The sequence below is a fragment of the Rhodococcus sp. Eu-32 genome (genome assembly GCF_003336925.1).
GTDB lineage: Bacteria > Actinomycetota > Actinomycetes > Mycobacteriales > Mycobacteriaceae > Rhodococcoides > Rhodococcoides kyotonensis_B.
This window is the reverse complement of the sequence record NZ_QGNK01000020.1, coordinates 16190-43150: the sequence shown is the minus strand read 5'-3', so window position 1 is coordinate 43150 and position 26961 is coordinate 16190. Positions and strand designations below refer to the sequence as shown.

The 26961-nt window shown below is 64.6% G+C and carries 22 protein-coding genes and 1 tRNA gene; 8 read left to right on the top strand and 15 right to left on the bottom strand.

Features of this window, described 5'->3' with window-relative positions; genetic code table 11:
- The first annotated feature begins 183 nt into the window (after nucleotides 1-183).
- Together DK926_RS21140 and aac(3) are read left to right on the top strand one after the other, a co-directional pair.
- Nucleotides 184-1344: a helix-turn-helix domain-containing protein gene (locus tag DK926_RS21140; RefSeq protein ID WP_114332037.1), complete on the top strand. Its 1161-nt coding sequence runs from the start codon at nucleotides 184-186 to the stop codon at nucleotides 1342-1344.
- Entirely contained in the window at nucleotides 1341-2192 is an 852-nt protein-coding gene (aac(3), locus tag DK926_RS21135) for an aminoglycoside 3-N-acetyltransferase (RefSeq protein ID WP_114332036.1), read from the top strand. The genes DK926_RS21140 and aac(3) overlap by 4 nt, the downstream gene beginning before the upstream one ends.
- Here the strand turns inward: aac(3) and DK926_RS21130 are convergent.
- From DK926_RS21130 to DK926_RS21105, 6 genes are all read right to left on the bottom strand, one after another.
- Nucleotides 2132-3079 carry an alpha/beta fold hydrolase gene (locus tag DK926_RS21130; RefSeq protein ID WP_114332035.1) on the bottom strand — a complete coding sequence of 316 codons (948 nt, stop codon included), beginning with the start codon at nucleotides 3077-3079 and terminating at the stop codon, nucleotides 2132-2134. The two genes, aac(3) and DK926_RS21130, sit on opposite strands and share 61 nt — an antisense overlap.
- 137 nt (nucleotides 3080-3216) lie before the next feature.
- Nucleotides 3217-3287 (bottom strand) — tRNA-Gly (locus tag DK926_RS21125).
- A gap of 50 nt (nucleotides 3288-3337) precedes the next feature.
- Complete coding sequence (locus DK926_RS21120) at nucleotides 3338-5140, bottom strand: EAL domain-containing protein (protein WP_243636939.1); 1803 nt, start codon at nucleotides 5138-5140, stop codon at nucleotides 3338-3340.
- A gap of 56 nt (nucleotides 5141-5196) precedes the next feature.
- Entirely contained in the window at nucleotides 5197-7041 is a 1845-nt protein-coding gene (locus tag DK926_RS21115; protein ID WP_279387097.1) for an EAL domain-containing protein, read from the bottom strand.
- A gap of 43 nt (nucleotides 7042-7084) precedes the next feature.
- Nucleotides 7085-9235, bottom strand: a complete 2151-nt coding sequence (locus DK926_RS21110) for an Rv1355c family protein (RefSeq protein WP_114332034.1) — start codon at nucleotides 9233-9235, stop codon at nucleotides 7085-7087.
- The gene (locus DK926_RS21105) at nucleotides 9232-9987 is read right to left on the bottom strand and encodes a hypothetical protein (RefSeq protein ID WP_125833440.1); all 756 of its coding nucleotides are present in this window, start codon (nucleotides 9985-9987) and stop codon (nucleotides 9232-9234) included. The genes DK926_RS21110 and DK926_RS21105 overlap by 4 nt, the downstream gene beginning before the upstream one ends.
- A 225-nt stretch (nucleotides 9988-10212) precedes the next feature.
- On the opposite strand from DK926_RS21105, the gene dcd reads away from it, so the two are divergent.
- From dcd to DK926_RS21075, 6 genes are all read left to right on the top strand, one after another.
- The gene (dcd, locus tag DK926_RS21100) at nucleotides 10213-10791 is read left to right on the top strand and encodes a dCTP deaminase (protein ID WP_068422760.1); all 579 of its coding nucleotides are present in this window, start codon (nucleotides 10213-10215) and stop codon (nucleotides 10789-10791) included.
- A 110-nt stretch (nucleotides 10792-10901) separates the two neighbouring features.
- Nucleotides 10902-11963 carry an Hsp70 family protein gene (locus DK926_RS21095; protein ID WP_165839640.1) on the top strand — a complete coding sequence of 354 codons (1062 nt, stop codon included), beginning with the start codon at nucleotides 10902-10904 and terminating at the stop codon, nucleotides 11961-11963.
- 38 nt (nucleotides 11964-12001) lie between these two features.
- Nucleotides 12002-13450, top strand: coding sequence for a CYTH and CHAD domain-containing protein (locus tag DK926_RS21090; RefSeq protein ID WP_114332031.1), 1449 nt, complete (start codon nucleotides 12002-12004; stop codon nucleotides 13448-13450).
- 84 nt (nucleotides 13451-13534) lie between these two features.
- Nucleotides 13535-14395 carry a hypothetical protein gene (locus tag DK926_RS21085; protein WP_243636938.1) on the top strand — a complete coding sequence of 287 codons (861 nt, stop codon included), beginning with the start codon at nucleotides 13535-13537 and terminating at the stop codon, nucleotides 14393-14395.
- A 111-nt stretch (nucleotides 14396-14506) separates the two neighbouring features.
- Nucleotides 14507-15445 carry an Hsp70 family protein gene (locus tag DK926_RS21080; protein WP_114332029.1) on the top strand — a complete coding sequence of 313 codons (939 nt, stop codon included), beginning with the start codon at nucleotides 14507-14509 and terminating at the stop codon, nucleotides 15443-15445.
- A 102-nt stretch (nucleotides 15446-15547) separates the two neighbouring features.
- Nucleotides 15548-16600, top strand: a complete 1053-nt coding sequence (locus DK926_RS21075) for a fused (3R)-hydroxyacyl-ACP dehydratase subunits HadA/HadB (protein ID WP_114332028.1) — start codon at nucleotides 15548-15550, stop codon at nucleotides 16598-16600.
- Nucleotides 16601-16694: 94 nt separating this feature from the next.
- Here the strand turns inward: DK926_RS21075 and DK926_RS21070 are convergent, their stop codons facing one another.
- The 9 genes from DK926_RS21070 to DK926_RS21030 form a co-directional block, all read right to left on the bottom strand.
- Nucleotides 16695-17720 carry a beta-galactosidase gene (locus DK926_RS21070; protein WP_114332027.1) on the bottom strand — a complete coding sequence of 342 codons (1026 nt, stop codon included), beginning with the start codon at nucleotides 17718-17720 and terminating at the stop codon, nucleotides 16695-16697.
- Between the two features lie 16 nt (nucleotides 17721-17736).
- The gene (locus DK926_RS21065; RefSeq protein ID WP_114332026.1) at nucleotides 17737-18846 is read right to left on the bottom strand and encodes a glycosyltransferase; all 1110 of its coding nucleotides are present in this window, start codon (nucleotides 18844-18846) and stop codon (nucleotides 17737-17739) included.
- The gene (locus DK926_RS21060; protein WP_114332064.1) at nucleotides 18843-19988 is read right to left on the bottom strand and encodes a polysaccharide biosynthesis C-terminal domain-containing protein; all 1146 of its coding nucleotides are present in this window, start codon (nucleotides 19986-19988) and stop codon (nucleotides 18843-18845) included. Before DK926_RS21060 ends, DK926_RS21065 begins: the two co-directional genes overlap by 4 nt.
- Nucleotides 19985-21046 (bottom strand): glycosyltransferase, encoded by a 1062-nt coding sequence (locus DK926_RS21055; RefSeq protein ID WP_243636937.1) that lies wholly within the window; start codon nucleotides 21044-21046, stop codon nucleotides 19985-19987. The genes DK926_RS21060 and DK926_RS21055 overlap by 4 nt, the downstream gene beginning before the upstream one ends.
- A 70-nt stretch (nucleotides 21047-21116) precedes the next feature.
- On the bottom strand, nucleotides 21117-21728 hold the full coding sequence (locus tag DK926_RS21050; RefSeq protein WP_068422779.1) for an acyltransferase: 612 nt from the start codon (nucleotides 21726-21728) through the stop codon (nucleotides 21117-21119).
- Nucleotides 21725-22696: a GDP-mannose 4,6-dehydratase gene (locus tag DK926_RS21045; protein ID WP_114332025.1), complete on the bottom strand. Its 972-nt coding sequence runs from the start codon at nucleotides 22694-22696 to the stop codon at nucleotides 21725-21727. Before DK926_RS21045 ends, DK926_RS21050 begins: the two co-directional genes overlap by 4 nt.
- Nucleotides 22693-23688 carry a GDP-mannose 4,6-dehydratase gene (locus tag DK926_RS21040; RefSeq protein WP_114332024.1) on the bottom strand — a complete coding sequence of 332 codons (996 nt, stop codon included), beginning with the start codon at nucleotides 23686-23688 and terminating at the stop codon, nucleotides 22693-22695. The genes DK926_RS21045 and DK926_RS21040 overlap by 4 nt, the downstream gene beginning before the upstream one ends.
- A complete protein-coding gene (locus DK926_RS21035) occupies nucleotides 23685-24830 on the bottom strand; it encodes a glycosyltransferase (RefSeq protein ID WP_114332023.1) in 1146 nt (381 codons plus the stop codon). The genes DK926_RS21040 and DK926_RS21035 overlap by 4 nt, the downstream gene beginning before the upstream one ends.
- 528 nt (nucleotides 24831-25358) lie before the next feature.
- A complete protein-coding gene (locus DK926_RS21030) occupies nucleotides 25359-26870 on the bottom strand; it encodes a cellulase family glycosylhydrolase (RefSeq protein WP_114332062.1) in 1512 nt (503 codons plus the stop codon).
- Between the last annotated feature and the right edge of the window lie 91 nt (nucleotides 26871-26961).

Here is a 26961-nt window from a genome sequence, read left to right as displayed (position 1 = left end):
GTGCAGATGGGTTGTGGATCGTTCGGTCACTTCGGGCAGCCCCCGTCTCGCTCGGCATCGGTCCTTCGCTGTGATTGTCATCGCAGCCGAACGCGGGCGCTATGGGCGGACGCTCTCGACTTCTTGTGCCGCCGCACAACGAAACTGTGGCCTGGCTAACACCGGGTGATCTAGCATCGAATCATGACGACTGCACCGGCTGCCACCGCGTCCTACGAGCTGGCGGCGCCGCTGATGGATGCGGTGGACAGCCTCACCGACGAGCTCGTTCGACGCATCCTCGACGCCGAGCACGGATACGTCGAGTCCACGTCGTTGACGCAGGAGCAGCTTCGCGAGGCTTGTTTCGCGAACGTCACGGCGCTGATCTCGAACCTCGCGGGCTTACGACCGATCGATCTGGACTCCGCGCGTGCAGCGGGTCGCTTGAAGGCCGAACAGGGGGTTCCGCTGGCCGCTCTTCTCCACGCGTTTCGATTGGGCGGACGCCTGATCTGGGAAAAGCTCATGGAGCGTTCGGAGGCGGACCGACCGCGGGCGCTGCTCGACATCGCAGCGCAGGTGTGGGCCCTCGTGGACGTCTACTCCGATGCGGCGGCGGACGCGTATCGACTGAGCACCGAAGCCAGGGCCGAGCAGGACGCCGATGTGCGACGACGGCTCGTCCGGGCGGTGTTCGCCGGTCATGGGTCGAATCCGGCCGCCGTCTCCGACGCGTTGCGCACCTTCCGCATCCCCGAGCGTGGCAGTTTCGTCGTCGTGTCGGCCGAGGCGTCGTGCGCGAACATCGCTACTCGCGGGGTCGATGCGATCTGGGACAGCGAGGTCGACGGCGTGCTCGGGCTGTTGTTCGCCGGTTCCGATGCCGTTCTCGACGCCGTCGTCGACGCCATTCCTACGGGCAGCGGCAACATCGGCGTCAGCTCGCTGTTCTCGTCTCCGTCCGGTACGCCTGCCGCGGTCGAGCAGGCAAGGCTCGCCCGGGCGTGTGCACGCGTGGACGATTCCGCGTCGACGCGGTTCGACTCGGTTCCGGTCCCGCTGCTGCTCGCCGGAAACCCCGATTCCGGACGCACCGCAGGACGGCAGATCCTCGGCAAACTCCTCGATCTCCCCGACGCCGAGCGGTCGAGCCTGCTCGCCACGTTGGACGCGTGGTTCCGCTCCAAGGGATCGACCACCGACGCAGCCGAACGGCTGCACTATCACCGCAACACCGTGCTGTACCGCTTGCGGCGGATTCAGGAGTTGACGGGGCGGGACTTCCTCGACCCGGTCCACGCGTCGGAGTTGTTCATCGGGTTGCGTGCCTATCAGCTGTGCATGGACGGCTCGATCCAGTGAGCCCGCATACACGGGCGAGCCTGGCGGCCGACGCGGCAGCACTGGGTCTCGGCGACGGGAACATCGTCATGATGCACGCCGCGTTCAGCCGAGTCGGTCCGGTTCTCGGAGGCCCCGATGCGCTCGTCGACGCGGTGCTCGACGTCGTCGGTCCGTCGGGAACGGTTGTGTCGTACCAGGATTGGGACGTCGGTGTCGACATCTGGAACGCTGACGGCAGTGTGCAGGAGTCGCTGCGCGCGCACGTCCCGCCGTACGACCCCGCGACGTCCCGGCCCGCTCGCGACCACGGCATCCTGGCGTCGACCATTCGTTCCAGGTCCGGTGTGCACACCAGCGCAAATCCGGGAGCTGCCATGTCCGCGTGGGGTTTTCGCGCCGACGAACTGACACGTGATCACCCGATGGACGACGGCTACGGCGCCTCGACACCGTTGGCGCGGATCGTCGCGTCGGGTGGCATGGTGCTGATGGTCGGGGCGCCTCTCGACACGATGACGGTGTTGCACCATGCGGAGGCCATCGCCGACATACCGGACAAACGTCGCGTGCGCATCGAATACCCGCTGCGGGGTGACGACGGCAGCACGGTCTGGCGATGGGTGGAGGAGTTCGACACGTCGAGACCGATCGTCGACGGCCTGGACGACGACTACTTCGCGTCCGTCGTCGAGGATTTCCTCGCGACCGGTTCCGGCCGTCGAGGCACGATCGGCGACGCGGACAGCGTGCTCGTCGACGCGCGGGAGATTACCGCATTCGCGGTCGACTGGCTGACGCGTCGGAGTCAGTTGCTCGCGACGACGACGTCGAGAATGCCTGCACCGAGAGGAACCGGACCGCAGTAGGGGACGATTCCCGCGCTCGGAGCGAGCGCTGCGAGAACGAGTCCCAGCGTCGTCGGATCGTAGGTGATCGTGAAGTGCGCGACGTTGTTGATCGGGCAGACGTCCTGCACCACGATGTTCGTCACGTTCGGGTCGTGGAACAGCGCGTTTGTGTAGGGCTGGATCGTCTCGTCGACGCGGGTCGCGATGGACGTGTAGTGGACGCCGGGCACGGTGTCGCCGTGTGCGTTCAATTGGTTCAGAAATTCCGATCCCTGAAGCAGTTGCACGAGTGCGGGCCCGAATTCACTCGACACCGCTGTGGTTCCACCCGGAATCGATTGCACGACAGGGGAAAAGCCGTACGCGTTTCCGCCGTAGGTCGGTGACGCGATACCGATCCACTCGTCGACGACGGCAGCCCCGCCCAACTCGTTGGTGTAATACCGTGACACCGCAGCGCCTTGCGAGTAACCGACGATATCCACCTTCTCGGCGCCGGTTCGCGCGAGAACGTGTTCGGTGAAGTCCTTCAGTTCGGCTGCGCTGTCGCGAATATCGCTGTATCCGTACGTCGTTCCGTCGGGCGACGCGCCGTAGTTCAGTGCATACGCGCAGTACCCCTGTGTCTGCAGGACCGGACCGAGGCCCGCCCAGTCGGCATACGCCGTCGCATCGGTGCCGTGCACCAGGATCACGGGGTTCGGATGGTTCGGCGACGGCACGCACGAGGTGTCGTTGACGCCGGGTGGTGTCGAGTTCGGATGCGCTTCCGAGTAACGGATCGCGTCGGCATGACTGGATTGCGCAGGGCCGGGAACGGACGGCACGACGGGCTGTGCCGTCGCGATGCCGGCACCGAGCGCGATCGCTACCGTGCAGAAAGCCACAGTCAGTGTGCGGTTCACACAATCCCTCGCGCATTCTCCCCCGCGTTGCCTTCACGATATGCCGGTCGTGGTGACTTGTCGCAGCGAGCGAGGGGATCCATCGGGATTGTTCACAAATGGCAGGTCGGTCGTTACACGCCGATAACTCCGTGAAGAGCCGGTGACGGGAATCGAACCCGCCTCTCAACCTTGGGAAGGTCGCGTTCTACCAATGAACTACACCGGCGTTCGGGTCTTACGACCCGCGAGAAGACACTGTAGCAGCACGGGGGTGCGTCAGATGTCGATGGTGACGCCCCGTAGCAGCTCGAGTGCGTCGGCGGCGGGGACAGGTCGGGATATCAGGTAGCCCTGGGCGCGTCGGCATCCGAGCCGCACCAGAACATCGGCTGCCTCCCGCGTCTCGACGCCCTCGGCGATGACGTCGAGGTCGAAGGATGCGGCAAGTCCGACGACCGAAGCGACGATCGCGACGTCGTCTCGATCGGCGGTTCCGAGGCTGGACACGAATGCCCGGTCGATCTTCAAGGCATCGACCGGTAGTTCCTTCAGGTGCGACAGAGAGCTGTAGCCGGTGCCGAAATCGTCGATGGCGACGTGGACGCCGTGACGGCGTAGCCCGTGCAGGGTTCGTCGGGTGCGTTCCAGGTCCTTCACGACGGCGACCTCGGTGATCTCGAGACACAGTGACGCGGGCGCGATGCCGTACTGGCGCAGCACGGCCGCGACGGTGCGTACGAAGTCGGTGGACACCAATTGTGCGGGTGAGACGTTCACCCGCATCGAGATGTCGAGTCCGGGCAGTGTGTTGCGCCAGTCGGCCAGCGTCCGGCACGCGTTCTCGAGAACCCACCGGCCGAGTTGGGGTGCGAGGTTGGTCGCTTCGGCGACGGGGATGAACGCGTTCGGGGGCAAAAGGCCACGGATCGGGTGTAGCCATCGCACGAGTGCTTCGACGGCCGTGACCCTGCCGCTGATCAGGTCGATCTCCGGCTGGAAGTGCAGCAGCAATGCGTTGTCCTCGATTGCGTTACGCAGATGCACCTCGACGTCGCTTCGCAGCTCGCTCTCCCGCTGTACCTCCTCGTTGAACTGCGCAATATTCCTGCCGCCGTCGGCCTGTGCGATCAGCGCGGCCTGGTCGGCGCCTTTCAGGGCGGCCTCGGCGGTGATGCGTCCTGGGTGGGCGACGGATATCCCGATGTTCGCTCGACGGTTTCCGTCCACGCCAGGCGCATTGAGCGCTTTGACTGCATCGAGCACGGACTTCGCGGCCACCGTGGCGATGTGTGCGTTGGCGGGGCTGCGCAGCACGATGACGAACTCGTCACCGCCAAGACGTGCGATCACCGCGTCCGATCCGATCTCGCTGCGCAGGATGTCTGCCACTGCGACGATGTATTCGTCCCCGGCGAGATGGCCGAGAAAATCGTTGAGCGCCTTCAATTGATCGAGGTGCAGGGCCAGTACCGCGATCGGCCCGGTCGAATGATCGTCGAGTCGCTCGTGCAGATACGTGAGCAGTGCACGGCGGTTGAACAAGCCCGTCAGCTCGTCGTGCGTCGCGGCGTACCGGACGCGATTCTCCGCATCGACTCTCGCGTGGACCTGTGTCATCAGGGCCGCAATCGCCCTGAGGGCGTTCAGTTCGTCGTACGTCCATTCACGCGCGGACACCGTTCCGAACCCAAGCACACCCACCGTGACGCCGTTGTCGACCATCGGCACCGACGCCAAGGTGTCGGCGACGAATCCGGACGCCGACTCGACGAGTACTCGGTATCCGTCGACTCCGTCCCCTGCACGAATGACGCGAACGTCGTGTTGCAGTTCGGTCGACGCGAACACGGGTTCGGCGTTCTCGAACGGGACGATGTGCAACGGGTCCGGATGCCTGACGTCGGTGCGCGGTGGCCATTCGGCGATCAGCACACTCGACCGTGTATCGAAATCGACGTGGCGGAGGAACGCGATGTCCAGTTCGAAGCTGTTGACGAGTCCTCGGACAACTGCCTCGTAGGTCTCTTGGGCGGTCGAAGCGTCGGCGCCCATCAGCTGCGTCGCGACATCGGTCACCACAGCATCCAGACTCCGACGTCGATTCAGCTTCTTCTCCTACCTCGAGACTCCCCGCATCACGGAGCCGACTCTACAGCCGAGACCAGCATGTTTCGCATGTCTTCTTCCGGAACGGGGTGCGAGAAGAGGTAGCCCTGTGCGCGACGGCATCCGACGGCGAGCAGTTCGGACCGTGCCGCTTCGGTCTCGACGCCTTCTGCGATCAGGTCGAGACCGAATGCTTTCGCGAGTGAGGCGATCGATCGAACGATGGCCTGGTCGCTCGCGTCCGAGTCGAGATGCTCGACGAACTCGCGGTCGATCTTGAGCGCGTCGACCGGAAGTATCTTCAAGTGCGCCAAAGAGCTGAAACCGGTACCGAAGTCGTCGATCGCGATACTCACGCCCAGCTCGCGCAGCATCGTGAGAACCTTCGCCGTCTGTCCGGTGTCCTGGACGACGGCGTTCTCGGTGATCTCGAGGCAGAGATGGGTCGGGGCCACGGAGCCCGAGGTCAGTGCGCGCGCGACGATGTCGACGAACTCGGTCGCCAGGAGCTGTGCAGGCGAGACGTTCACGCGCAGAACGATGTCCAGCGTCGGAATGTCGCGGGCCCACTCACTGTAGGTGCGCAGCGCGTCCTCGAGCACCCAGCGGCCGAGTTCGGTTGCGAGATCGGAGGATTCGGCGATGTCGATGAAGTCCGCAGGGGGTAGCAATCCGCGCGAGGGGTGCTGCCATCGAACCAATGCTTCGACGGCGGTGATACGACCGGTCTGCAGGTCGATCTCCGGTTGGTAATGCAGTATCAGCTCGCCGTTTTCGATCGCCGAATGCAGATGCAGTTCGACGTCGTTCCTCAGTGCGTTGCGGGCTCTGATGGTGGAATCGAACAGTGCGACGCTGTTTCCGCCGGTTCGCTTAGCCACCAATGCGGCTTGGTCGGCGTTCGCGATCACCTCGTGCACACTGTCCACACCCGGATATGCCGTCGTCACACCGATACTCGCGGTGCGGTTGATCGCGTCACCAGCGATGAGAACCCGGGTGGAGGAGACTGCGTCGAGCACCCGGCATGCGACGTCGTACGGCGACGCCGTCTTGCCGTCGATCGTCGCGGGCTGGAGTACGACGACGAATTCGTCACCGCCCCATCGTGCGATGGTGACGTCGGGATCCAGCACACCCCGCAGGGTGTCGGCGAGTGCGCACAGGTAGGCGTCCCCTGCGGTATGACCGTAGAAGTCGTTGAGTGCCTTCAATCGATCGAGGTCGAGGAACAGGACCGCGACCGGCCCGCCCGTGGCCTTGGCGACGAGCCGTCGTTCCAGGTCGTCGGTCACGCCACGCCGATTCGACAATCCGGTCAGTGCATCGTGTTCGGCCGCCGTGCGCAGTGACTCCTCGGCCTCGATTCGAGCGTGCACCTGCGTGAACATCGACGCGATCGCGACCAGAGCGTTGGTCTCCTGTTCGGACCAGTCGCGGTCACCGCCCTTGATGAGACCGACCCACCCGATCGACCTGCCCTGGACGAGCGGGACGACCGCCATGGACGTGACCGCGTACCCGGACGCAGCCTTGACCCGTCGTCGATATTCTTCTTCGTCGGGACGCGGCCGAAACACCTTGGGGTGCAGCAGATGCTCGCAGGCTGCGAAGACGGGGTCGGCGTCGGCGAAGTACACGACTCCGAGGGGGTCCGGATCGGGGGCGTCCGGTCGGGCTGGCCACTCGGCCACCATGACCGTGGCGCGGTTGTCGTAATCGGTGTGTCGAAGGTACGCGGCGTCCACACCGAAGTATTCGACGAGAGTGCGCAGTACTCGCGTGTACGCGGTCATCACCGACGCTGCATCGACTCCCATGAGTTCCGATGCAACGTCGGTGACGAGAGCGTCGAGACTACGGATGTGTTTCACGGCTACCCCCGGCCATCTCGACGCCCGCCCGACAGCGGTTGACTCAGTTCTGCGCTACGGCGCCCGACTCTACCGGCTTCGGAGCCACATGAGGCCGCGTTCGACGACGGCTGCGCACAGCCGTCTCGTCGGTGTGAGACAAACGCAGAACCAACGCGATCGACTCTCCGGCGTCGATTCCGACGATCGAATCGAACTGCTGTTTCAGCTGGGCCAGGGCCTGCGCGTAGTGCGCCGACAATTCGTCGAATTCCGCGGGCTCGTGGGCGTAGATGAACACCGGTGACGCAGGATGTACTGCGAGACCGTGTTCTTCGGCGGCGATCCACACGTTCTGAGTGCCGGACCCGCCGCGCACGAAATCGGCGGGTGTGTCTCCCGAAACGATCGTGACCGCCAGACCCGAACTGGACATGATGCGATCATGACTGTCCTCGCCGAGGGCGACGCCTGCGTCCCAATCACGAAGCAGCGCCATGACATCCGAGCGACGTGATACATCGAGCTTGACGAGGTCCGTCGGATCGAGCGCCAGCGCGTGCACGTCGATTCCGGTGTTCGGATCGGCCTGCCCCGGCCAACGCAGTTCCGAGATCATCTCGGAATGCAGCGAGTTCGTGAGATAGCGGATGCGATCGGACTCGGCGATGATGTCGGCGACGCGCTCGATCGTGTCGCGGTCGGTGACGAGCGCCAGACGCGTACCCTCGGCGTCCGCCGCGTCGGACAACGCAGCCTTCGTCGCGTCGTCGAACGGACGGGGCGTTCCGAGATTGCGATTCGTGACACGGGACAGCACACGGGGGTACTTGGCTGCCAGATCGGAGTCGATGCCGTCGGTCAGCGGCAGGGTGATCTGTGCCGTGTCTCCGTTCGTTCGGATTTTCGGCTGTCCGACCAGGCCGTGGTCCGCTGCGGCGACGCGAGCGTTGAACAACGCCGCACCCAACGCCACATGGCTGCCGCGGTAGGCGACGTCGAGACCGGAGGTTCGGTGCGTGTCGACCTCGAGTGCGATCGATCCCTCGGACACCGTGATGTGCCACGGCTGGACGTTGCCTCCCGAGGGCGCCCGGTTTGCCGCGTCGGCGATCGCGTCGAAAGAGCTTACGGTCGCGGTCGTGGACTCGTCGGCGGACAGCGACGGAACCGCGCCGCCGATGTGCACGTCGCCGGTCGGTACGGCGAGTGCGTCCAGATGCTCGTCGATGTGGATGCGAACGCGACCTGACTCGAGCTTCTGTCCGAGTCCGAAGCGTCGAACCGCGCCCGCTACCGACGCGCCTCCCAACCCGACCTCGCTGCCGAGCTGCGGCCAGGTCGTCGTCGTGCGGTCGACCTCGATCATCGACGCCGCCATACGAGCGGACAGGTCGTCGGCCCCCAGTAGCGCCAGTACGTAGGGCACCTTGTCGTGCGTCGACAATCCCTTCAGCGTGCTCGATTCGATGTCGCCGAGAAGGCCGTGGAACAGAGCGCGCTCCGGCTCGAGATCGAAGCGTTCGACGTCGAGCAAGCCACGGTCGCTGGTCTCCATGATGACGGGCACACCGTGTGCGCGGGCATGCTCACGGACGAGGAGTTTGACGTCGAGCGAGTCGCATTCCTCGATCACGAGGTCGAGGCCGTCGACGAAGCTGTCGGCGGATTCGGCGGTCACGCCACGGTCGTCGATCTCGATCGGCAAGTACGGGTCGATCTCCGCGATTCGGCGTGCCGCGACGACGGGCTTCGTGACACCCAGATCGAGCAGGGTGGCGGGAATGCGATTCAGGTTCGACAGTTCGATCTCGTCGAAGTCGGCGAGTCGCAGTGCGCCGCATACTCCGTCGAGAGCCAGTGCGTAGGCAATGGCATGACCGACGCTCAGGCCGACGATGCCGATCTTCAGAGTCGACAATCGATCCTGTTCTTCGGCGGTGATCTTGTTGCGATTGCGGTCGAGCCGCAGTCGGCGGAAGGCGACGGGTCCCAGTGTCGCGACGACGGTTCGACGCCACGGGTAGTGCACCCACCGCATCGGTTCGTCGAGAATTTCCTGCGGCGTAGGCGGTGTCAGCCGCGCGAGTCCCTCGCGTTGTACCGACAGTGTGTCGAGAAACTCGATCGTCGGATCGTCGCGCAGCCGCCTGAGTTCCGCGCGGTCCGCCGCGTCGGTTTCGTCGAGAACGATTGCTTGCCAATGTGTGGTCATGATGCAGCAGCCTCCGTGGGGATGGGGGCGCGGCCCAACAGAGCGTCGACCGCGTCGGAGATGTAGCGATAGGTTTCGGCACTCGCAGTCGCATGTATCGCGCGTTGATCCCACCACAGGATCCGAGTGTTGTAGCGGTGGTCGGGGTACGGCACTGGGTCGATGTGGGCCGCCATCACGGCACCCGAGTCGAGATAGGGGCCCACAGCGTGGTCAGCGCTCGTCGCGAGAGTGAAGCGGCATCCGAGAACGGCGGCGGCCAGCGATGCACCGATGGCGCCGAGGTATCCGGGTCTACCGCACCGAGGTCCGTCGACCGACGACCACACGGTCTTCATTTCCACGACGCCATGTGGAAGCCGATCGGCCACCATCGACCGCAGTGCGGCTCGACCGGTCGGCGACGACGCCCACTCCAGATCCGCGTGAGTCTGCTGCGGGTAGGAGTACGGGCCCTGAACCCGCAGACCTCCACACAATTCTCCCGATCTGCTCAGCTTCGCGAAAAACAGCGACGTCGTCGACCCGTCTGCGATTCGCTCGTACTCCAACGCTTTCTCGACACCGAAATGCGAATAACTCTCTCGCGCGCCCTCGACGAATTCTCGCCACAGGTCCGGGCGTGCGCTCGGCGTGGTGGCCAGCACCGTGCACTGCAATTCATGGTCGAAATAGCTCGACTCGGGTGGAACGAGAACGTGATTACGCATTCGTTCTCCGAGTCCCCGATCGAGCAGGAAGGTGGAATTCATCGTCATCCCTCTGTGATAGCCCCGTGATGAGGCCAGAATTGGTGGACATTGCTCATTATCGGCGCAAATGGAACGAACGTGAGTCCGGCAAAAATCCGAAGGGGTGGGCGCGGAGACGGATCTCGGCGTGCCCGCGCGAGCGGCGACTTCGATACCCGCCGGTAACCAGTCGCGGACGGGTGGTGCAGCGTTACCCACTTTCCGGGCGGCACGTTAGCCTTCGGTGTGCTGCTTTCCGACCGCGATATCCGTGCCGAAGTGTCCACCGGCAACCTTGGCATCGAGCCGTTCGATGCCTCGATGGTGCAACCGTCGAGTGTCGATGTGCGGCTCGACAAGCTGTTCAGGGTGTTCGACAACACTCGCTACACCCACATCGATCCATCGAAACGGCAGGACGAATTGACGACGCTCGTCGAGCCGGCTGAGGGCGAGCCGTTCGTGCTGCACCCGGGCGAGTTCGTGCTCGGTTCGACTCTGGAGCTGACGACACTGCCGGACTACCTCGCGGGACGACTGGAGGGCAAGAGCTCGCTCGGCCGTCTCGGGCTGCTGACACACTCGACGGCAGGATTCATCGATCCGGGGTTCAGCGGTCACATCACGCTGGAGCTGTCGAACGTCGCGAATCTGCCCATCACGTTGTGGCCGGGCATGAAGATCGGGCAGCTGTGCCTGTTCCGGCTGTCCAGCCCCGCGGAGAACCCGTACGGAAGCGCGTCCGTGGGGTCGAAATACCAAGGTCAGCGGGGTCCGACGCCGTCGAAGGCCTACCTCAACTTCGTGCAGTCCCCGGTTGACTGAACCGCACCAGAGGTCGGTTTATCGGTTGGAAACCTGCGTTGTGCTTGTTTTTCGGCTAGCCTTGCGTAGCAACCGTGTGGGTCGGGGCTTACATGGAGCGAGGTTTTTCGATGACCGCCGTATTCGGCGCATCCCTCGGCGTGAGTGGCATTCACGGGCTTTCGGTGGACTCGACCAGTACTCCACCGACGAGCACCGAGATGTTCGCCGCCCTTCCGGCCGCGTCGCAGAACTACTGGAAGGCCGTCACCGCGACGGTGAAGGACATGGCGGGACAGACGCCCTCTCCCGTACTGGCGCTGCGCGACAAGAATCCGACCGAGGCCTACGGCGTCGAGTACGTGGACGGTCTTGCACTCGTGTCCGACCTCGGTGCGCAGATCGGTGCACTGCAGGAAACCGGACTGCTCGTCGACGAGGAGACCGTTGCGTTGTTCGACGTCGGCGCCGGCGGCGTCACCGTGTCCATCGTCGACGTCGCGTCGGGCCACGTACACGTCTCACGTCGCACCACCGTGTTGTCCGGCGATGCCTGCGACGCGGCCCTCGTGCGGTTTCTGCTCGAGCGGTACGGCTTCGGCCGTCCGTTGGCTCCCGACGTGCAGGAAACGTTCGTCGAGAGCGTGTGCGCGGGCAAGGAGCGACTGTCGCGTTTCAGCGCGGTCGACATCGACGGCCCGCTGTCGGGCGGCGCGGTCACGGTGTATCGCAGCGACCTGGACGACCTCATTCGTGACGATGTCTACGACGCGGTCACACTCGCCGAGGCGATGATTGCCGCGCATGGTCACGTCGGCGCGCTCTTCGCGGTCGGCGGGGGCGCCGACATGCAGATCGTCCGACAGTCGCTGTTCGACGCGGTATCGGTGCCCGTGTTCGTCCCTGCCGATCCACAACTGCTCGCCGCGAGGGGAGCTGCCGGAACCGCGGCTCGGCTTTCCGTCTCGGGTGCAGGGCCGGCGGCGGGGAGACCACGGCACAGCGACTCGTCGTCCAGGCACCGGGGCAGGCTGAAGAGGTCTCGGTATCTCGGTGGTGTGGTTGCGCTTGTGGTCGCAGGCGGGGTGACCGCGTCCGCCGGTGCAATGTCGAGGGATGCGGATCAGGCTGGCGGCGACGGCAACCCGTCCCGTGCCGTGTTCACCTCTCCGACGCACGTTCCGGCCGGATGATCGATTGATGTTCATTCGAATCGGGCACACTGGTTGGTATGGCTTCGATTCAGACCGAACGTGAAGACAAGTTCGACGCAGATGCGGACTTCGTCTTTCCCTCCTTGACCGATCTGGCCCCGAAGGGTGGTTCGATCGACGTATCGGAAGTGCAGTTGGTCAGTAGTTACTACGACACAGCAGATCTGGATCTTCTGCGGCGAGGCATCACGCTCCGTCGCCGTCGGGGAGATGCCGATACCGGATGGCACGCGAAGGTGCCGGCGGACAAGGCCCGCACAGAGATTCGGCTCCCGCTCGGAACCGGTGAGGACGCGGTGGTTCCGGACGAGCTCGCAGATCTTCTCGTCGGCGCCGCCCTCGGCAAGCCACTGGTACCCGTCGCGACGCTCACGTCGTTGCGCCGCGTTCATGTCGTCACCGGTGCCGGTGGGGCGGTACTCGCCGAGGTCGCCGACGATTCGGTCAGCGCCGACGTCCCAGGAGCGCCGGGGAGCGTTTGGCGTGAGCTCGAAGTCGAACTGGGGCCTGCCGGGTCGGAGAAAACTCTCGACAAGGCCGCGAAGGTCCTGAAGTCCGCAGGCGCCACGCGATCGGCCAGTTCCTCGAAACTGCACCGCGCGTTGACGACTCGGCCGGCCCGGCCGTCGTCGACACCGATCGGCGTTGTCGCGGCCTACCTCGACGAGCAGGCGCAGGCCATCTTCGCCGGCGACGTCTATCTGCGACGCGGTCTCGACCCCATTCATTCGACGCGTGTGGCGATCCGGCGTTACCGCAGCACGCTCCGTGTGTTCGCGGATCTGTTCGACGACGAGCAAGCCGAGCGTTTCGACGAGGAATTGTCCTGGTATGCAGGGCTTCTCGGTGAGGTTCGTGACCGGCAGGTGCAACGAGCTCGATTCTCCGCCGCGGTGCACACGCTCCCCGAAGAACTGGTGCTGGGCCCGGTCGCGTCGCGCATCGAGAACGACCTGCTGGCCGAGCAGATTCGTTCTCGTGCGATTGTGACCACCGAACTCGACGGCGACCGGTACCGCCGCCTGCTCACCACCCTGACGACATGGTCGCAGAAGCTTCCGTTGGTCGACGGAGCCGAGGACGTCGGCGAGAAGTCTCTGACCAAGTTGGCGCGGAAAGCGTCCAAGAAGGTCGCCAGGCGTATCGATCAGGCCATCGAACTGGGTGACGACGAAGCACTGCACAAGGCGCGGAAAGCGGCGAAGCGCGCCCGGTACGCCGCCGAGCTCATGCAGCCGATCCTCGGCAAGAAGGAAGCCAAGGCCGAGATCAAGAAGTTCAAGCACGTCCAGGAGGTGCTGGGCGAGCATCAGGATTCGGTCGTCGCTGCGCAGACACTGCAGAAACTCGGCCGCGTCGCCGGTGTCACGCCGGGTGAGAACGGATTCACCTTCGGGTTGCTCTATGCCCGGGAAATGCAGGCAGCCGAGGCCGCCCGGGCCGCGGTGTCGGATTTGTCCCTCTGACTGTCCCTCGAACCGGGCACAGCGGTAACCTGACGCACGAGAAACCGACCGGAATCCCCGGTCGGTCGTCGAGCGTAGGGAGCCGTGACAGAAGTGCGTATTGCGCTGGGCGTGCACGTGAGCACCTACGAGGTCACCGCGTCGCTCGTCGAGACCGGCACGCCGGAGCAGGGCCCGATCGCCAAGCGAACGGTTCCGGTCGCAGCTGCGCCGGGTGGGATAGCCGGTGCGGTGTCGACTGCGCTCGGCTTCATGTCGGTTCAGGCGCGGCAGCACGACCTGGTTCTCGTCGGCGCTGCCGTCGTGTGCGAGAACTCGCTGCAACGTGAGATCGTCGCCGACGCGTTGGCCGAGACCGAACCCGATCCGGTGCTCGTCGTCGACATCTTCGACGAGCGACTGACCGATGCCTTCTCGCCCGACGTCGCCGCGGCGTTGCTCGTCGGTGAAGTCGACGTCGTCGCACCCAGGACCGGTGCCCTGCCTGGGGCTCGCCGAAGGGCCTGGCCGGTCGCGGCGGCCGCCGCGTGCGTGCTGGCTGCGCTCGGCGGTGTCACCGCATGGGCGATGACGTCGTCGCCGACGCCCGATCACACGCCCGTTCCCGTCGAGATGGTGCATCCCACGAACGCGGTGACGATGACGGTCGAACCCGTCGAGCCCGTCGAGCCGGAGGCCGTGACCCCTGGTCCGCCCGTGCCTGTCGAAATCGGCACGACCACAACGATTTCCGCTACGAGGGACGCTATCGCCCCTGTACCCGTCGTCCCTCCTCGCCCGGTGTCGACGCAGACGCAGCAGCCCGGTCCGGTCGCCTCGACGACGTCGCGGACGACTCAGGCTCCCGAGCCGACGACGACCACGACGCCGCCGGTAACGACGACCACGCCGCCGAGTTCGAGCGCGACCACTGCGGTTGTGGCGTCTACGAGCGCCGCTGGGTGAACGGCGAAAACAAACCGAAAGATCGCAAAACTGTCGTTCGACCTACCGGAAGACTTGTTTGCCGCTAGTATCTGCTGGTCGGATTGGGGTTGACCTGAAGTCGAGGTAGTCATGAATGCGGTGCTGGGTGTCTCGGTGGGAACGTCGACGGCACGCGCAACTGCACTCGACGTCGCCGACGATTCGGTGACGTCGGCCAGTGTCGCGCGCTCGTTCGAGCCGGCCGATTACGTCAGCGCCGCCCTCGATCTTCTCGACTCGATGGCGTTGTCGCAGCGCGTCGACGGGGAGGACGTCGTACTCGCCGTTCCGGACGATCCCGCGTCGCGGATGCGTACGTCGGCGTATTCGATGCACCGGTCCGAGCGCTGCATGGTGGTGTCGGAGCTCGGCGCGCAGCTGCGTTTTCTTCGCGGGACCGGCGAGCTCGACGGTCTTCGTACCGTTGCGATCTGCGATATCGGTGCGTCCGGTACGACGGTGTCGGTCGTGGACCCGTCGTCGGGACAGGTTTTCGGTTCGGCGCGGACTTCGCTGTTCAGTGGCGCTGTGTGTGACGACGCGGTGCGCGACTATCTGCTCGAGACCTACGGCGCTGACGAGCTCGTGTCGACCGCAGCTCTCGACGCTCTCACGACCGCGGTCCGCTATGCGCGGGAACAGCTGTCGAGCTTGCGGGTGGCGGAGGTGTCGGGTCCGTTCGTCGGGGGTCCGGTTCGGTTGTGGCGCAACTCTTTCGACGACATCATCGACCGATCCATCCGTTCGATCGAGGACTGGACGGCAAGCATCATCGTCGACGCGCCGAGGGCCGTCGGCGCGCTCGCCCTCGTCGGGGGGTGCGCACACATTCCGTCGCTGCGGCGAGTTCTTCGTCGAGATCTCAAGCTGCCCGTTCTCGCGCCGTCGCTCCCCGAGTCGTTGACGGCGCACGGGGCTGCGCTGCTTGCCGCCGATGCGGTGCGACGTCGGCCGCCGCGGCCGTTCGCCGCCGTGACCACGATTTCGCCGCCGCGGTTCGATCCGATGGCGCGCGATCGATCGGCGTAGAACTGTGGCGAGCGATCATGCGCTCCAACCGTTCCTATGACGTTCCACAAGCTCTTCGTCCCCTGTGGAACCCGTCGCGGAGAGACCGGTAGGTTTTCTGGAATGAGCGACAGCGAGTCAACAGTGGCAGGGGTCGATCCGGCTGAGCACGCGCGGGCAATGGTGGGCCAGCACTACAGAACCGACGACTACTACGAGGTCGGACGCGAGAAAGTCCGCGAATACGCGCGCGCGGTGCAGGATTTCAATCCGGCCCACTGGGACGGCGACGCAGCCAAGGCGCTCGGGTATACCGGGGTCGTCGCGCCTCTCACGTTCATCTCGTTGGTCGGCACTCTCGCGCAGCGTCGGCTGCTCGAGAAGATCGCCGTCGGATTCGATCTGAGTCAGATGCTGCAGACCGATCAGGTTCTGCAATTCCATCAGCCGATCGTCGCCGGTGATCAGCTGTACTGCGACGTCTCGCTCGACTCCTACAAGGAAGTCATGGGCAAGGACATGATGGTCACCAAGAACATCGTGTCCAATCAACGCAACGAGCTCGTCCAGACCACGTACACGACGCTGCTCATCGGCCGTGAGGGTGACGTCGACAGCGGTATCGTCGAGGCGGCCGAGAATCTCGTCATGCACGGCGCGACGACGTCGGCAGCTCGTGCCAACGCGGCCGATCATGCCGAGGAGCAGATCGAGCACCCGCCGCTCGAGATCGTCGAGCACCATGCCCAGCCTGCGGTGAAGTTCGACGACGTTGCCGTCGGGGATACGCTCCCCGGCCGTACCGTTCTGCTGACTCGCGGTGACCTCGTCAACTATGCGGGCGTTGCAGGAGACGCCAACCCGATTCACTGGAGCGAACTGTTCGCCAAGCTCATCGACCTCGACGACGTTCTCGCACACGGAATGTTGACGATGGGTCTCGGGGGCGGCTACATCACCTCGTGGATCGGCGACCCGGGTGCGGTCAAGGACTACACCGTCAGGTTCACCGCACCGATTCCCGTCGGCCCGCACAAGGCTGCCGAGATCGAGTTCAGCGGCAAGATCAAATCACTCGACGCCGACAGCCGCACTGCCGTCGTCGCGCTCGGAGCCACGTTCGAGGGAAAACGAATCTTCGGGCACCGCGCCACCGCCACGGTTCAGCTCGGTTAACCCGTCGTCGACGGGGGTGCCGCGCAGGTTGCAGCGAACGCGCACGTTGCAACCTGCGCGCCGGCTGAAACCTGCGCAGGGACGCGGCGAGAAGTCAGGAGCCCTGCACCACAGTGAACGACGGTTTCCGGCTGAAGTCGCTCCGCAGCAGACCGTAGTTCTGCTCCGCATCGAACGCGTCGGTTCCTGCGTCGCGCAGCGAGTGAACGAACACCGGCCCCACGTACGGAAGGGTCGACGCCCGTGCCAGGCTACTTCCGATGATCGCCGCCTGCGCGTCCTCGGTCACCGCCATCGGACCGTTCCCGGTCGGCGCACCGAGCTCGGTGATCCAGATCTTCTTACCACCGTCGCCGTTGGCATTCATGATGCCGTGGGCCTGGTCGACCTGCGCCCACTGGCCGTTGGGGTCGTTCTCGACGGTGAACGGAAAAGTGTAGGGATGCATGGCAAGTGCGTCCATGAACCCTGCGGCACCTGCCGCGTACATCTGCTGCAGGAACGTCACCGGAGCCACGGTCCAGCCGCCGGTGTCGATCGTCGTGGCGAGCCCACCACCGATCACGGTCGCGCCGGGATCGCCCGCGTGGATCGCCGGGTAGGCGGCACGCAGCAGACCGACGTAGCGCGACGCGTCCACGGGTGCGAAGAACGACGGGATGTTCGGCTCGTTCCATACCTCGTAGGTGTCGACGCGATCGCCCAGATGCGTTGCCGCAGCGCCGGAGAATGCACCGAAGGTGTTCGGATCGACGGGAACGGCACCCGGCAGAATGCTCGGGATCGGACCCTGCGCCCACGCCGGTGTTCCCGCCAACACCGCCAGCACCGAATATCCCTGTGCCCGAGCTGCATCGACGACGCGGTCGGTGTTGCTCCAGTCGAACACGCCCGGCGCGGTCTCGACCGCAGCCCAGTTGACGACGATACGCACCCACGATGCACCGACCTCTCGGCCGGCGACGAGCTCGTTGTTCAGGGTCGCGTCGTCGAGAAGCACGAACGGTGCACCGCTGCTGAAACCGAGTCCCGACGGCGGGGCAGCCTGCGCAGTGGGCATGGACAGTCCGAGCGCAACAGCTGCGGCAGCAGCGACGGTGAGCAGGCGTCGTGTCAGCATGGCGTGATCCTAGGTGTTATCGGAGCGGTGCGCCGATCAACGATGCGACGGTCGTGTGCGGGATGCGTTCTTCCCAGCGAGCCGCGTTGAGTTCGTAGATCCGCTCTCCTGCTTTGACGGCGGCGTTGCGGTCGAGGAGGTAGCGACGGCATTCGGCGACGAAGTGCTCTGGGTCGTCGAACGTGGGCAGTTCGAACACCGGGCCGAGCGATCCGACGGCAGCCGAGGTTCCGACGACGGGGAGCCCCTTGCTGGCTGCGTCGAGAATCTTCACACGCACTCCACCGCCCGTGGCGACGGGTGCGATCAGTGCGCGGCACGTACCGAGGAACTCCTGCAGGTCGTCCACGAAACCGAGGTCACGGACGCCGGGCGGATACACGGGATCAACTGCGCCCGTGGCCTTTGCGCCGATGATGCACAGTTCGGCGTCGTCGATGCCGTCCGAGATCCGGGGCCAGTACTCGAGCGCGATCTTGAACGCTTCCTGGTTCGGTGGCCAGTCGCGCGTGCCCATGAAGACGAGACGGTTCGCGGTTTCGGTGAGGTCGAGCTTGGGCGTCGGCTCCAGCGTCAGATCTATCCACCGAGCGTCTCGGACGCCGTTGCTGCGGTACATCTCTGCCTCGTCGGCGTCGTAGGTTCCGACGGCATCGGCTGCACGAGCGACGCGAATCTCGTCGCGCAGGATGCGCGGCGCCTCGATTCGTCCGGTGAGCCCACGCGTCACCTTCCACACCTGGGACTCGGTGTTGACGGTATTGATGACGAACGGCGAACCGAACTTGGCGGAGCGGATGAACGGCTCGGCCATGTAACTGTGTTCGGCCACATACACATCCGAGCGCGACGCCTCGATTGCGTGCACGAAGGCGTCGACGTCGTAGCGGCCGTGCACGACACTGCGCGTGGGACGCAACGATTTCAGCAGCAGCTTCGCGTCGACACGTGGCTTGAGGACTCGGGTGACGTCGGGATCGGGCGACGGATCGGTCTCTTTCGACAAGCACAACGACCGCACCTCGAACGCTTCGCGGGCGAGCTGCATCATCAAGCGCGACAACGCGATATCACCGCCGTGCTCGGTGATCGGGTCCTTCGACAGCAGGAACGTCGCACGCCTCACGAGGCCACCTCTTCCTTGGCGGGTTCACGGTAGAGAGCCCGCGTGAACCACACGAGCAGGACTGCATCGGTGACCACCGATGCAAGAGCGGCGCCGACGGCACCGAGCGGGAACAGACACAGAATCAGCACCATCTTCAGCGGCGCGAGTACCGCCGCGGCCAGAACGCGGGTGCGGTCGCGATGCTGCAGATAGAGCACCGTCGTGAACACGTAGTTCATCACGCGCATGACGACGAAGAACGACATGACGACCAATGCTCCGGCGACCTGCGACGGCGCGGGCGTGAAGAACAGGACGACACCGGCGATCAGCAGCAAAGAACCTGCGACGCAGCCGAGTACGACGGTGTGCTTCAACGCGGGGCCTGCCGTGACGCGGCCGTCGGCGAGGCGCAGTTTCTCGTGGAACGTGTGGCCGAACGACTGGCCGACGAACGCGACGGCCCATGCCGTCACCGAGGCGACCGAGTAGTAGCCGGCGATGGTGCTGTCGGTGAGGTAGCCGAGCAGCAGCACGTCGCCCTGGATGTAGACGGCGTTGGCGAGGTTCTCGGAGAACAACATCGAAATCTCGCGCCACGACCCGGGCAGGAGCGGCCGTGCGACACGTGTCTGGACGAGTGCGACGACGGCGATGACGAAATACGGTGCGACGTAGAGCAGACTCGCGACGAGCAGGGTCGGCTCGGACACGGCGAAGAGGTATGCCGTCGCCAAGGAGATGCTCGACGCCTGACGCACGGTGTCCATCCGCTGGGTGACGTCGGGGTGGCCGTCGCGTAGAGCTCTCGATTTGTATGCGTTGAAGGTCATTTCGCCGCCCGCGACGACGAGGGCGAACCACGCGACGTAGTTCACGTCGATCAGGCACAGTCCGACGGCGATCAGCGCGACACCGATCAGTGCACGGGTGGTGCGCTCGCCGAGGTAGTCGGCTTCGTCGACGCGGATGGACCGAACGCCGAACGGATGATCCAGTGGCGCAGCGACGATCGCGGCGAGTGCGAACGCCATGGCGTAGTGGCCGTAGTCGGCGATACCGAGCTGCGCGATCAGTGCGACGGTCCACAGCAGTCCGATGCCGCGCCCGCCGTACGTCCAGAGTGCGGCGACACCGGCTTTGATCAGGTTCGCGTTCACCTGGACCACTCCGCCAGGAAATCCTGCACGACGAGTTCAGCGGTGTTGGCCCGGCGCAGCGTCTCGACCTCGAGCCGGAGCGTGCGGAGCGCGACGGGGTCGGTGACCAGATCACGCGCTGCGTCGGTGATGTCGGCGATTCCTCCGTCGACGACCACTGCCCCGCCGTCGGATTCGGACAAGGCACCGTATTTCAGGCAGACGATCGGGGTCTGGTACGCGATGGCCCGCGTGACGACGGACGACGCGGGGAACGCGTCGCCGTAGATGGTGCGTTTGCCGTACGGGACGACGAGTGCACGAATGGATGCGAAGAACGCGTCCTCGTCCGCGTCGTTGACTTCGCCGACGATCTCGACGCCGTCGACGGCTGGAAGCTGGTCGGTGCCGCGGCCTGCGACGCGAATCGCGATCTCGCGCGGCAACCTGTCGCGGAGGCTCTGAATCTGATCGAAACCCTTGCCGCGGTACACGAGTCCGAACAATCCGACTGCGAGAGGGCGATCCTCCGCCGGTGGAAGATCGGGACGGTCCGGCACGAAGATCGTGCTCGCTTTGGCCGTGGCCCTGGGGTATTCGGCGTTCAGGGAGTCGGCGCCTGCCTTGGTCAACGCGAACAGGGTGCGGTCAGCCGCGACACGGCGTTCGAGCGTGCGCCACAGCGAGCGAAACGGGTAGTGCAGACCGTGATTGAGGACCTTCCGGCCGGCCAGGAGCTTGGTGCGTGCAGGCCACCAGACGAGCCCGGGCGGGTCGTGGACCGTCGCGGTCACCGGTGGTGCCCCGGCGAGCCGATGCGTCGCCCAGAACGGGACGACGGACCCGCCGCTGAGCTCGCAGTGCACGATGGTGCGGCCGGGGTCGACGAGCGCGGCGACGGCCTTGCGGTGGGCGAGAATGTCGCGCACCGAATCGCTGCCCGGCCCGTCGTGGCGGTACTCGACGACCTCGCCGAAGTGCGGACGCACGGCGGCCGCGAAGTCGTCGGAGTAGTCACCGACGCCGCCCACGCCGGAGCGCGGGGCGACGTAGACGAGTCTCTGGTCGCTGAGGATCAACGGGGAGGGCTCCTTCGGAGCACGTGCGCGCGAATGTATAGCGGGCTATGTATTCGCACGCACGTGGGGATCAGTAGAACAGTGGACGATACTTCGGGCGGTACTGCAGCGCATTCGGATCACGCATGCTGCGCACCTTGGCGGGCGTGCCTGCGACGACCTCGAGCTCGTTCACCGTGCCGCGCACCATCGAGCAGCCGCCGACGACGGCGCCACGGCCGATCGTGGCACCGCTGAGCACCGTGCACCGGCTGGCGATCCAGACGTAGTCACCGATGAACGTCGGTTCAAGAATCGGCTTGAACGTCGGATCGTTGTGGTCGTGGTACCCACCGATGATGTGCGTGTCGCTCGCGATGACGACGTTGTCGCCGATGGTGATTCCACCGCGCGCGTCGAACATGCACCGGAAGCCGATGGAGCATGCCTCACCGATCACGAGATTCTCGATGTCGAGGATCGTGGTGCCGCGGAAGATCGACGTGTCCTTGCCGATCGTCGCCCCGAACGCGCGCAGGAAGTTCTGCCGTACGACGTGCGACGGGATGTAGGTGACCACCATGTTGAAACCCAGTGTGCCGATCCGGTTTCGGATCTTGCGGGCCAACGAGATGTCCTGCATCTTGTAGTCCGACACGTGGTGGATCTTCGCGTCCGTCGTGGGTTCTTCCACCGCTGTCATGCTGCCATCTCCTCGGTCATGTCGAATTCGACCATCGCGGTGACGATCTCCTCGAAGTTCTTGGTGGGCGCCCACCCGAGCACGTCGCGTGCCTTGGACGCGTCGCCGATCATTCTGGCCGAATCGGCGGGACGCAGCATCTCGGGATCCGCATCCACGTAGCTGCGCCAGTCGTCGATCCCGACGGCTGCCATCGCGGCGGCGACGAAGTCGGCGACGCTGTGCGACTGCCCGGTCGCGACGACGAAGTCGTCACCCTTGCCGTGCAACGCCATCGCGACCATCGCGGCGACATAGTCGGGCGCCCAACCCCAATCGCGTTGCGCGGACATACTGCCGAGCTCGAGCTTGCTCTGCGTGCCACGAACGATCGCGGCGGCCGCCTTCGTGATCTTGCGGGTGACGAACGTATCGGGCCGTCGCGGCGACTCGTGGTTGAACAGAATCGCGTTCGTGGCTTCGAGACCGCGAGATCGGTACACCTGAACCATGTTGTGACTCAGTGCTTTCGATGCACCGTAGGGCGACGTCGGCGCGATACGCGAATTCTCGTTCTGGATCGGGTCCGAGGACCCGGCGAAGATCTCGGCACTCGACGCGTTGATCACCATGACCCGTTTGCCCGACGCCTCCTGATGCGTGTGGCAGGCGTCGAGCAGCGATGCGGCCGAGACGCCGTTGACTCGGGTGGTCAACACCGGGTCCTTCCACGACCGCCACACCGACGAGATGCCGGCGAGATGGAAGACGTAGTCGGGGTCGGTGGCACCGACGAGATCCGACGCGGCGCCCGGCTCACCGAGATCGACCTGATGCATCGTGACGTCGTCGACGACGCTCATCGAGCCCGGCCGAGCCACACCGTGGACCGTCCATCCTAGATCGACGAGCGCTTCGGACAAGTAGCTGCCGTCCTGCCCGGCAACCCCCGTCACGAGGGCGCTAGGCGGCTCCCGCCTGGCAGTCACGCGATCTTGACCACGTCGGCCGACTGCTCGGCCAAGTCGCTCTGCACCATCATCGAAACCAGTTCGGGGAAGGTGACTTTAGGCTTCCATCCGAGCTTCTCCTGGGCCTTCGACGAGTCGCCGACGAGCAGGTCCACCTCGGCGGGGCGGAAGAAGCGGGGGTCGATCTTGACGTACTCGGACCAGTCGGTGATGTCGACGGCGGCGAATGCGTGGTCGAGCAGTTCGCGGATGGAGTGCGTCTCTCCGGTGGAGATGACGTAGTCGTCGGCCTGCTCCTGCTGCAGCATGAGGTACATCGCCTCGACGTAGTCGCCGGCGAAGCCCCAGTCGCGCTTGGCGTCGAGATTGCCCAGCGAGATCTCGCTCTGCAGGCCGAGCGCGATACGAGCAACGGAGCGGGTGACCTTTCGCGTCACGAATTCGATTCCGCGACGCGGTGATTCGTGGTTGAACAGAATGCCCGAGCTGGCATGCATGTCGTACGACTCGCGGTAGTTGATCGTCATGTAGTGGCCGTAGACCTTGGCGACTCCGTACGGCGAACGCGGCCACAGCAGCGTCGACTCGCGCTGCGGGACGTCCTGCACCTTGCCGAACATCTCGGAGCTCGACGCCTGGTAGAAGCGAACCTGCTTGCCCGCCATGTCCTGGTAGCCACGCGTGGCTTCGAGCATGTTCAGCACCCCGCCGCCGGTGACATCGGTGGTCAGACGTGCGTTCTCCCACGAGTAGGCGACGAAGGAGACGGCGCCGAGGTTGTAGACCTCGTCCGGATCTGCGTAGGCGAACGCGCGCATGAGGCTGGACAGATCGAGCAGATCGCCCGTCAGCACCTCGACCTGCGGAAGGACGCGCTCGAGCATTGCAGCCTTCGGATTGTTCTGTCCCCGAAGCAATCCGAAGACCTCGTACCCTTTGCTCAGTAGAAGCTCGGCAAGGTAAAGACCGTCTTGACCGGTGATTCCCGTGATCAATGCCCTCTTGGTCATTGCGACAGCTTCCTCTCGATGTTCTCTTCGTGAATTTCCGTGACTGCCGCAATCAGTTCTGCTGCGAAGCGTTCTTCACTGAACTGCTCCACGTGAGCCTGAATCTTCAGCGGCTCCCATGATGTTCGTTCGAGCTTCTCGACCGCTGCCCGGATTGCTTCGGGCGTCGGTTCGTCGAAATAGACACCGGTGACGCCTTCGACGACGGTGTCCAGGAACCCGCCCCACCGGAGAACGACGCTCGGTTTCCCGTGAAAGCCGGCTTCGATGGGGGTCAATCCGTAGTCTTCATAGCTCGCGGCGACGACGGCGTTACACATCGTGTACAGCCAGGTCATTTCGCCTGCGCTGAGGTCGCTGAGCATGAGAACGTTGTCCGACTTGACTTTTCGCAGACGCTCGGCTTCGGGGCCGCGTCCGACGACGACGAGCTTGTGGTCGGTCCCGGCGAACGCTGCGATGACCTTGTCGACGTTCTTGTAGGGGAGCAGGCGCGAGATGCACAGGTGGAACGGCTCTCCGCCGCTCCAGTTCTCGACGTCGGTGATCGGTTCGGCCGGTGAGGTCTCGACGGTGAACGGCGCGGGAAGCACGGTGGATGCGATGCCGTACGCATCTGTGATGCGTTTGTTGATGATCGTGGAGATGGCCAGGTAGCGGTCTGCGGAACCTGCTGCGCGACGGTCCCACCGGCGTAACGGCCAGGAGAGTGCTTTCAGTGCAACACGTTTCATTGCGCTGCTGGATTCGCCGAGATACATCTGCGATTCGTACAACCATCGTGCAGGTGAATAGCAGTAGACGAGTTTGCGTCCAGATGTGCGGAATCCATGTGCCCAGCCGCTCGTACTGGTGAGTACGACGTCGGCGTCGATCGCTATCGAGCTCGACGCGAACGGCAGAAGAGGGAGCGCGAGGCGATGGTTCTTGCGCAGGAACCCGATTCGGTTCAACGTCGAGGTGCGAACGTCGACGCCTGCGAAGTCGGGGAACGTGGTCGACGGCTCGAACAGCGTCGTGTAGACGGGACTACCGGGGAAAGCGCGGGTCATGGCGAGCACGACCTTCTCGGCCCCGCCGCGCTGTGTCAGGTAGTCGTGGGCGATGGCGACGCGTATCGGGCGGGTGAGTTGCTCCGTCATGCGGCGACCCGCAGATGTTTCCGTTGCACAGCGGCGTTTGCATTCATTCTTGTACCAATCGTGTCGAACCGTGCACAAAGAGACTCTGACTTGAATTCCCGACCGCGGAAAGCATGGATTTCGCGACGTCGTTGTGCGATGTACTTCCGGGCTTATGTGCGTCCCCCGACTGGGACGAGAACTCCGAACACAGTGGTGTCCCACTGTGTCAGTCGTTCACAGTAAACAAGTATCCGACATGCGCCTGAATTGGTAGCACTAAGTGATGTGCTTCACAATGACGAATCGGACGCGAGAGAGTATGGATACTCGGTATTCCTCGCGATTTAACACTACGGAAATGAATTCTCCGAGCCGCCGGGCGATATTGCGAAAAAAAGGCGTGAAACTCGGTTCGAAATAAAAACACCGACCGGTCTGTAATCGACTGGTCGGTGAAAGTGGCAGTAATTCGGTTTTCAGTTTGTTTCGGTCCCCGCGTGCGCGCGAATGTATAGCCCGCTATACATTCGCGCGCACGTGAAGCGCCTACCGTTGCGCCCGCGCACCCGCCGTCGGCGTCCAGGTGATCGATCCGTACTGGAAGGTCACACGCACACCGCCGCCGTCGATGGGCGTCTCGTCGCTGGTTGCGGGGCCGAGGGTCGGGTCCCACGCGGAGATGATGCCGCCGCCGATCAGCCGCGTCCCGCCGAGGTCCGTCGAGAACACGCGCAGGCCGTAGGGGCTGTCGAAGTCCTGGTAGCCGTTCGCGAAGCCGGTAGTGGGCAGCAAGCCGGTGCGGCGGACCGCGTCGGCGACCACGTTCGGCGACGCGATGAACCCGGTCGGCGTCTGGAAAACCGTCGCGTAGTCGCGGATCTGCGCCCACGTGTCGCGAATCGGAAAGACCGGGCTGACGGCTGCACCCAGGTCGGACGGAACCATCTGGAACCGGTTGTACTCGGCCGAGCGCGGAATGCCGTTCATCAATTGCGACATGACGCCCCAGAGCGCGGGCTTGCCGCTCCAGTCCGAGCGCAGCAGGCCGAACGTCATCTCGGTGTCCTGACTACCCGTCTGCTGGTCTTTCAGCTGGTACAGGTAGATCGGGCCGGTGTACGGCAGCTCCTGCCACTTCGTGACGAAGTGGGTGATCATGTCGCTCTGCTGCTCTTCCGACGCGACGGCGGTGGGGACGCCGTACTCGGTGGCCCAGATCTTCTTTCCACCGTCGCCGTTCGCGACCATGAGCGCGCGAATGTCCATGACCTGACGGACGGGAGAGTCGTCGACGTACGTGCCGTCGGCGAACTTCATCGTGTACTGGTACGGGTGGAACGACAGCGCATCGAACTTCCCGGCTGCGCCCGCGGCGTACATCTGCCGCGTGAACGTGACGGGGTTCTGCATCCCGTGATTGTCGACGACGGCTCCTAGTACCCCGCCGACGACGGTGGCCGACGGGTCGGCGCCCTTGATGGCCGGGTAGGCGGCTTTCAGCAGGTCGGTGTACCCGGCGGCGTCGGGGGACGGACCGTAGAACATCGCTCCGTTGGGCTCGTTCCAGATCTCGTAGGCCTCGATCTTGCCCTTGTATCGGTCGGCGACCTTGCCGGCGAACTGGCCGAACAGGGCGGGCGACGCGGGCCGGTAGTTGAGTGCCTGTCCGGGTGGTGACGTCGCCCAGGTCGGTGTGTAGGCGATGATGCCGAGCATCGAGATGCCGCGCGCGTTCACTGCATTCACGACGCGGTCGACGGCGGTCCAGACGAGCTGGTTCTGTGCGGGCTCGACGTTGGCCCACGGGATCGACACGCGCATCGACTTGATGCCCGCGGCGTCGAGTATCGACAGCGTCGTGTTCAGTTCGGCGTCGCTCGACCACAACAGCGCACCGTTGTCGGAGACGCCGACCGTCGTCGGCGTCACGGCCGCGTCGGCCTGGGCGAGTGTGTGCTCGGTCGGTACTACGTAGGACGTGACCCCGAGCGACAGGCTCGCGGTCATCACGGCTACCGACAGTGCGGACACCACTGATCGAAGTCGAATACGGCTCATGATGATCTCTCCGGAAGGGGGCTCTTTTCGCGAGCCCATCGAGAAATCATTGCAGGAAAATCGAAAGTGTTACAAGCCGCAATCACTTTGT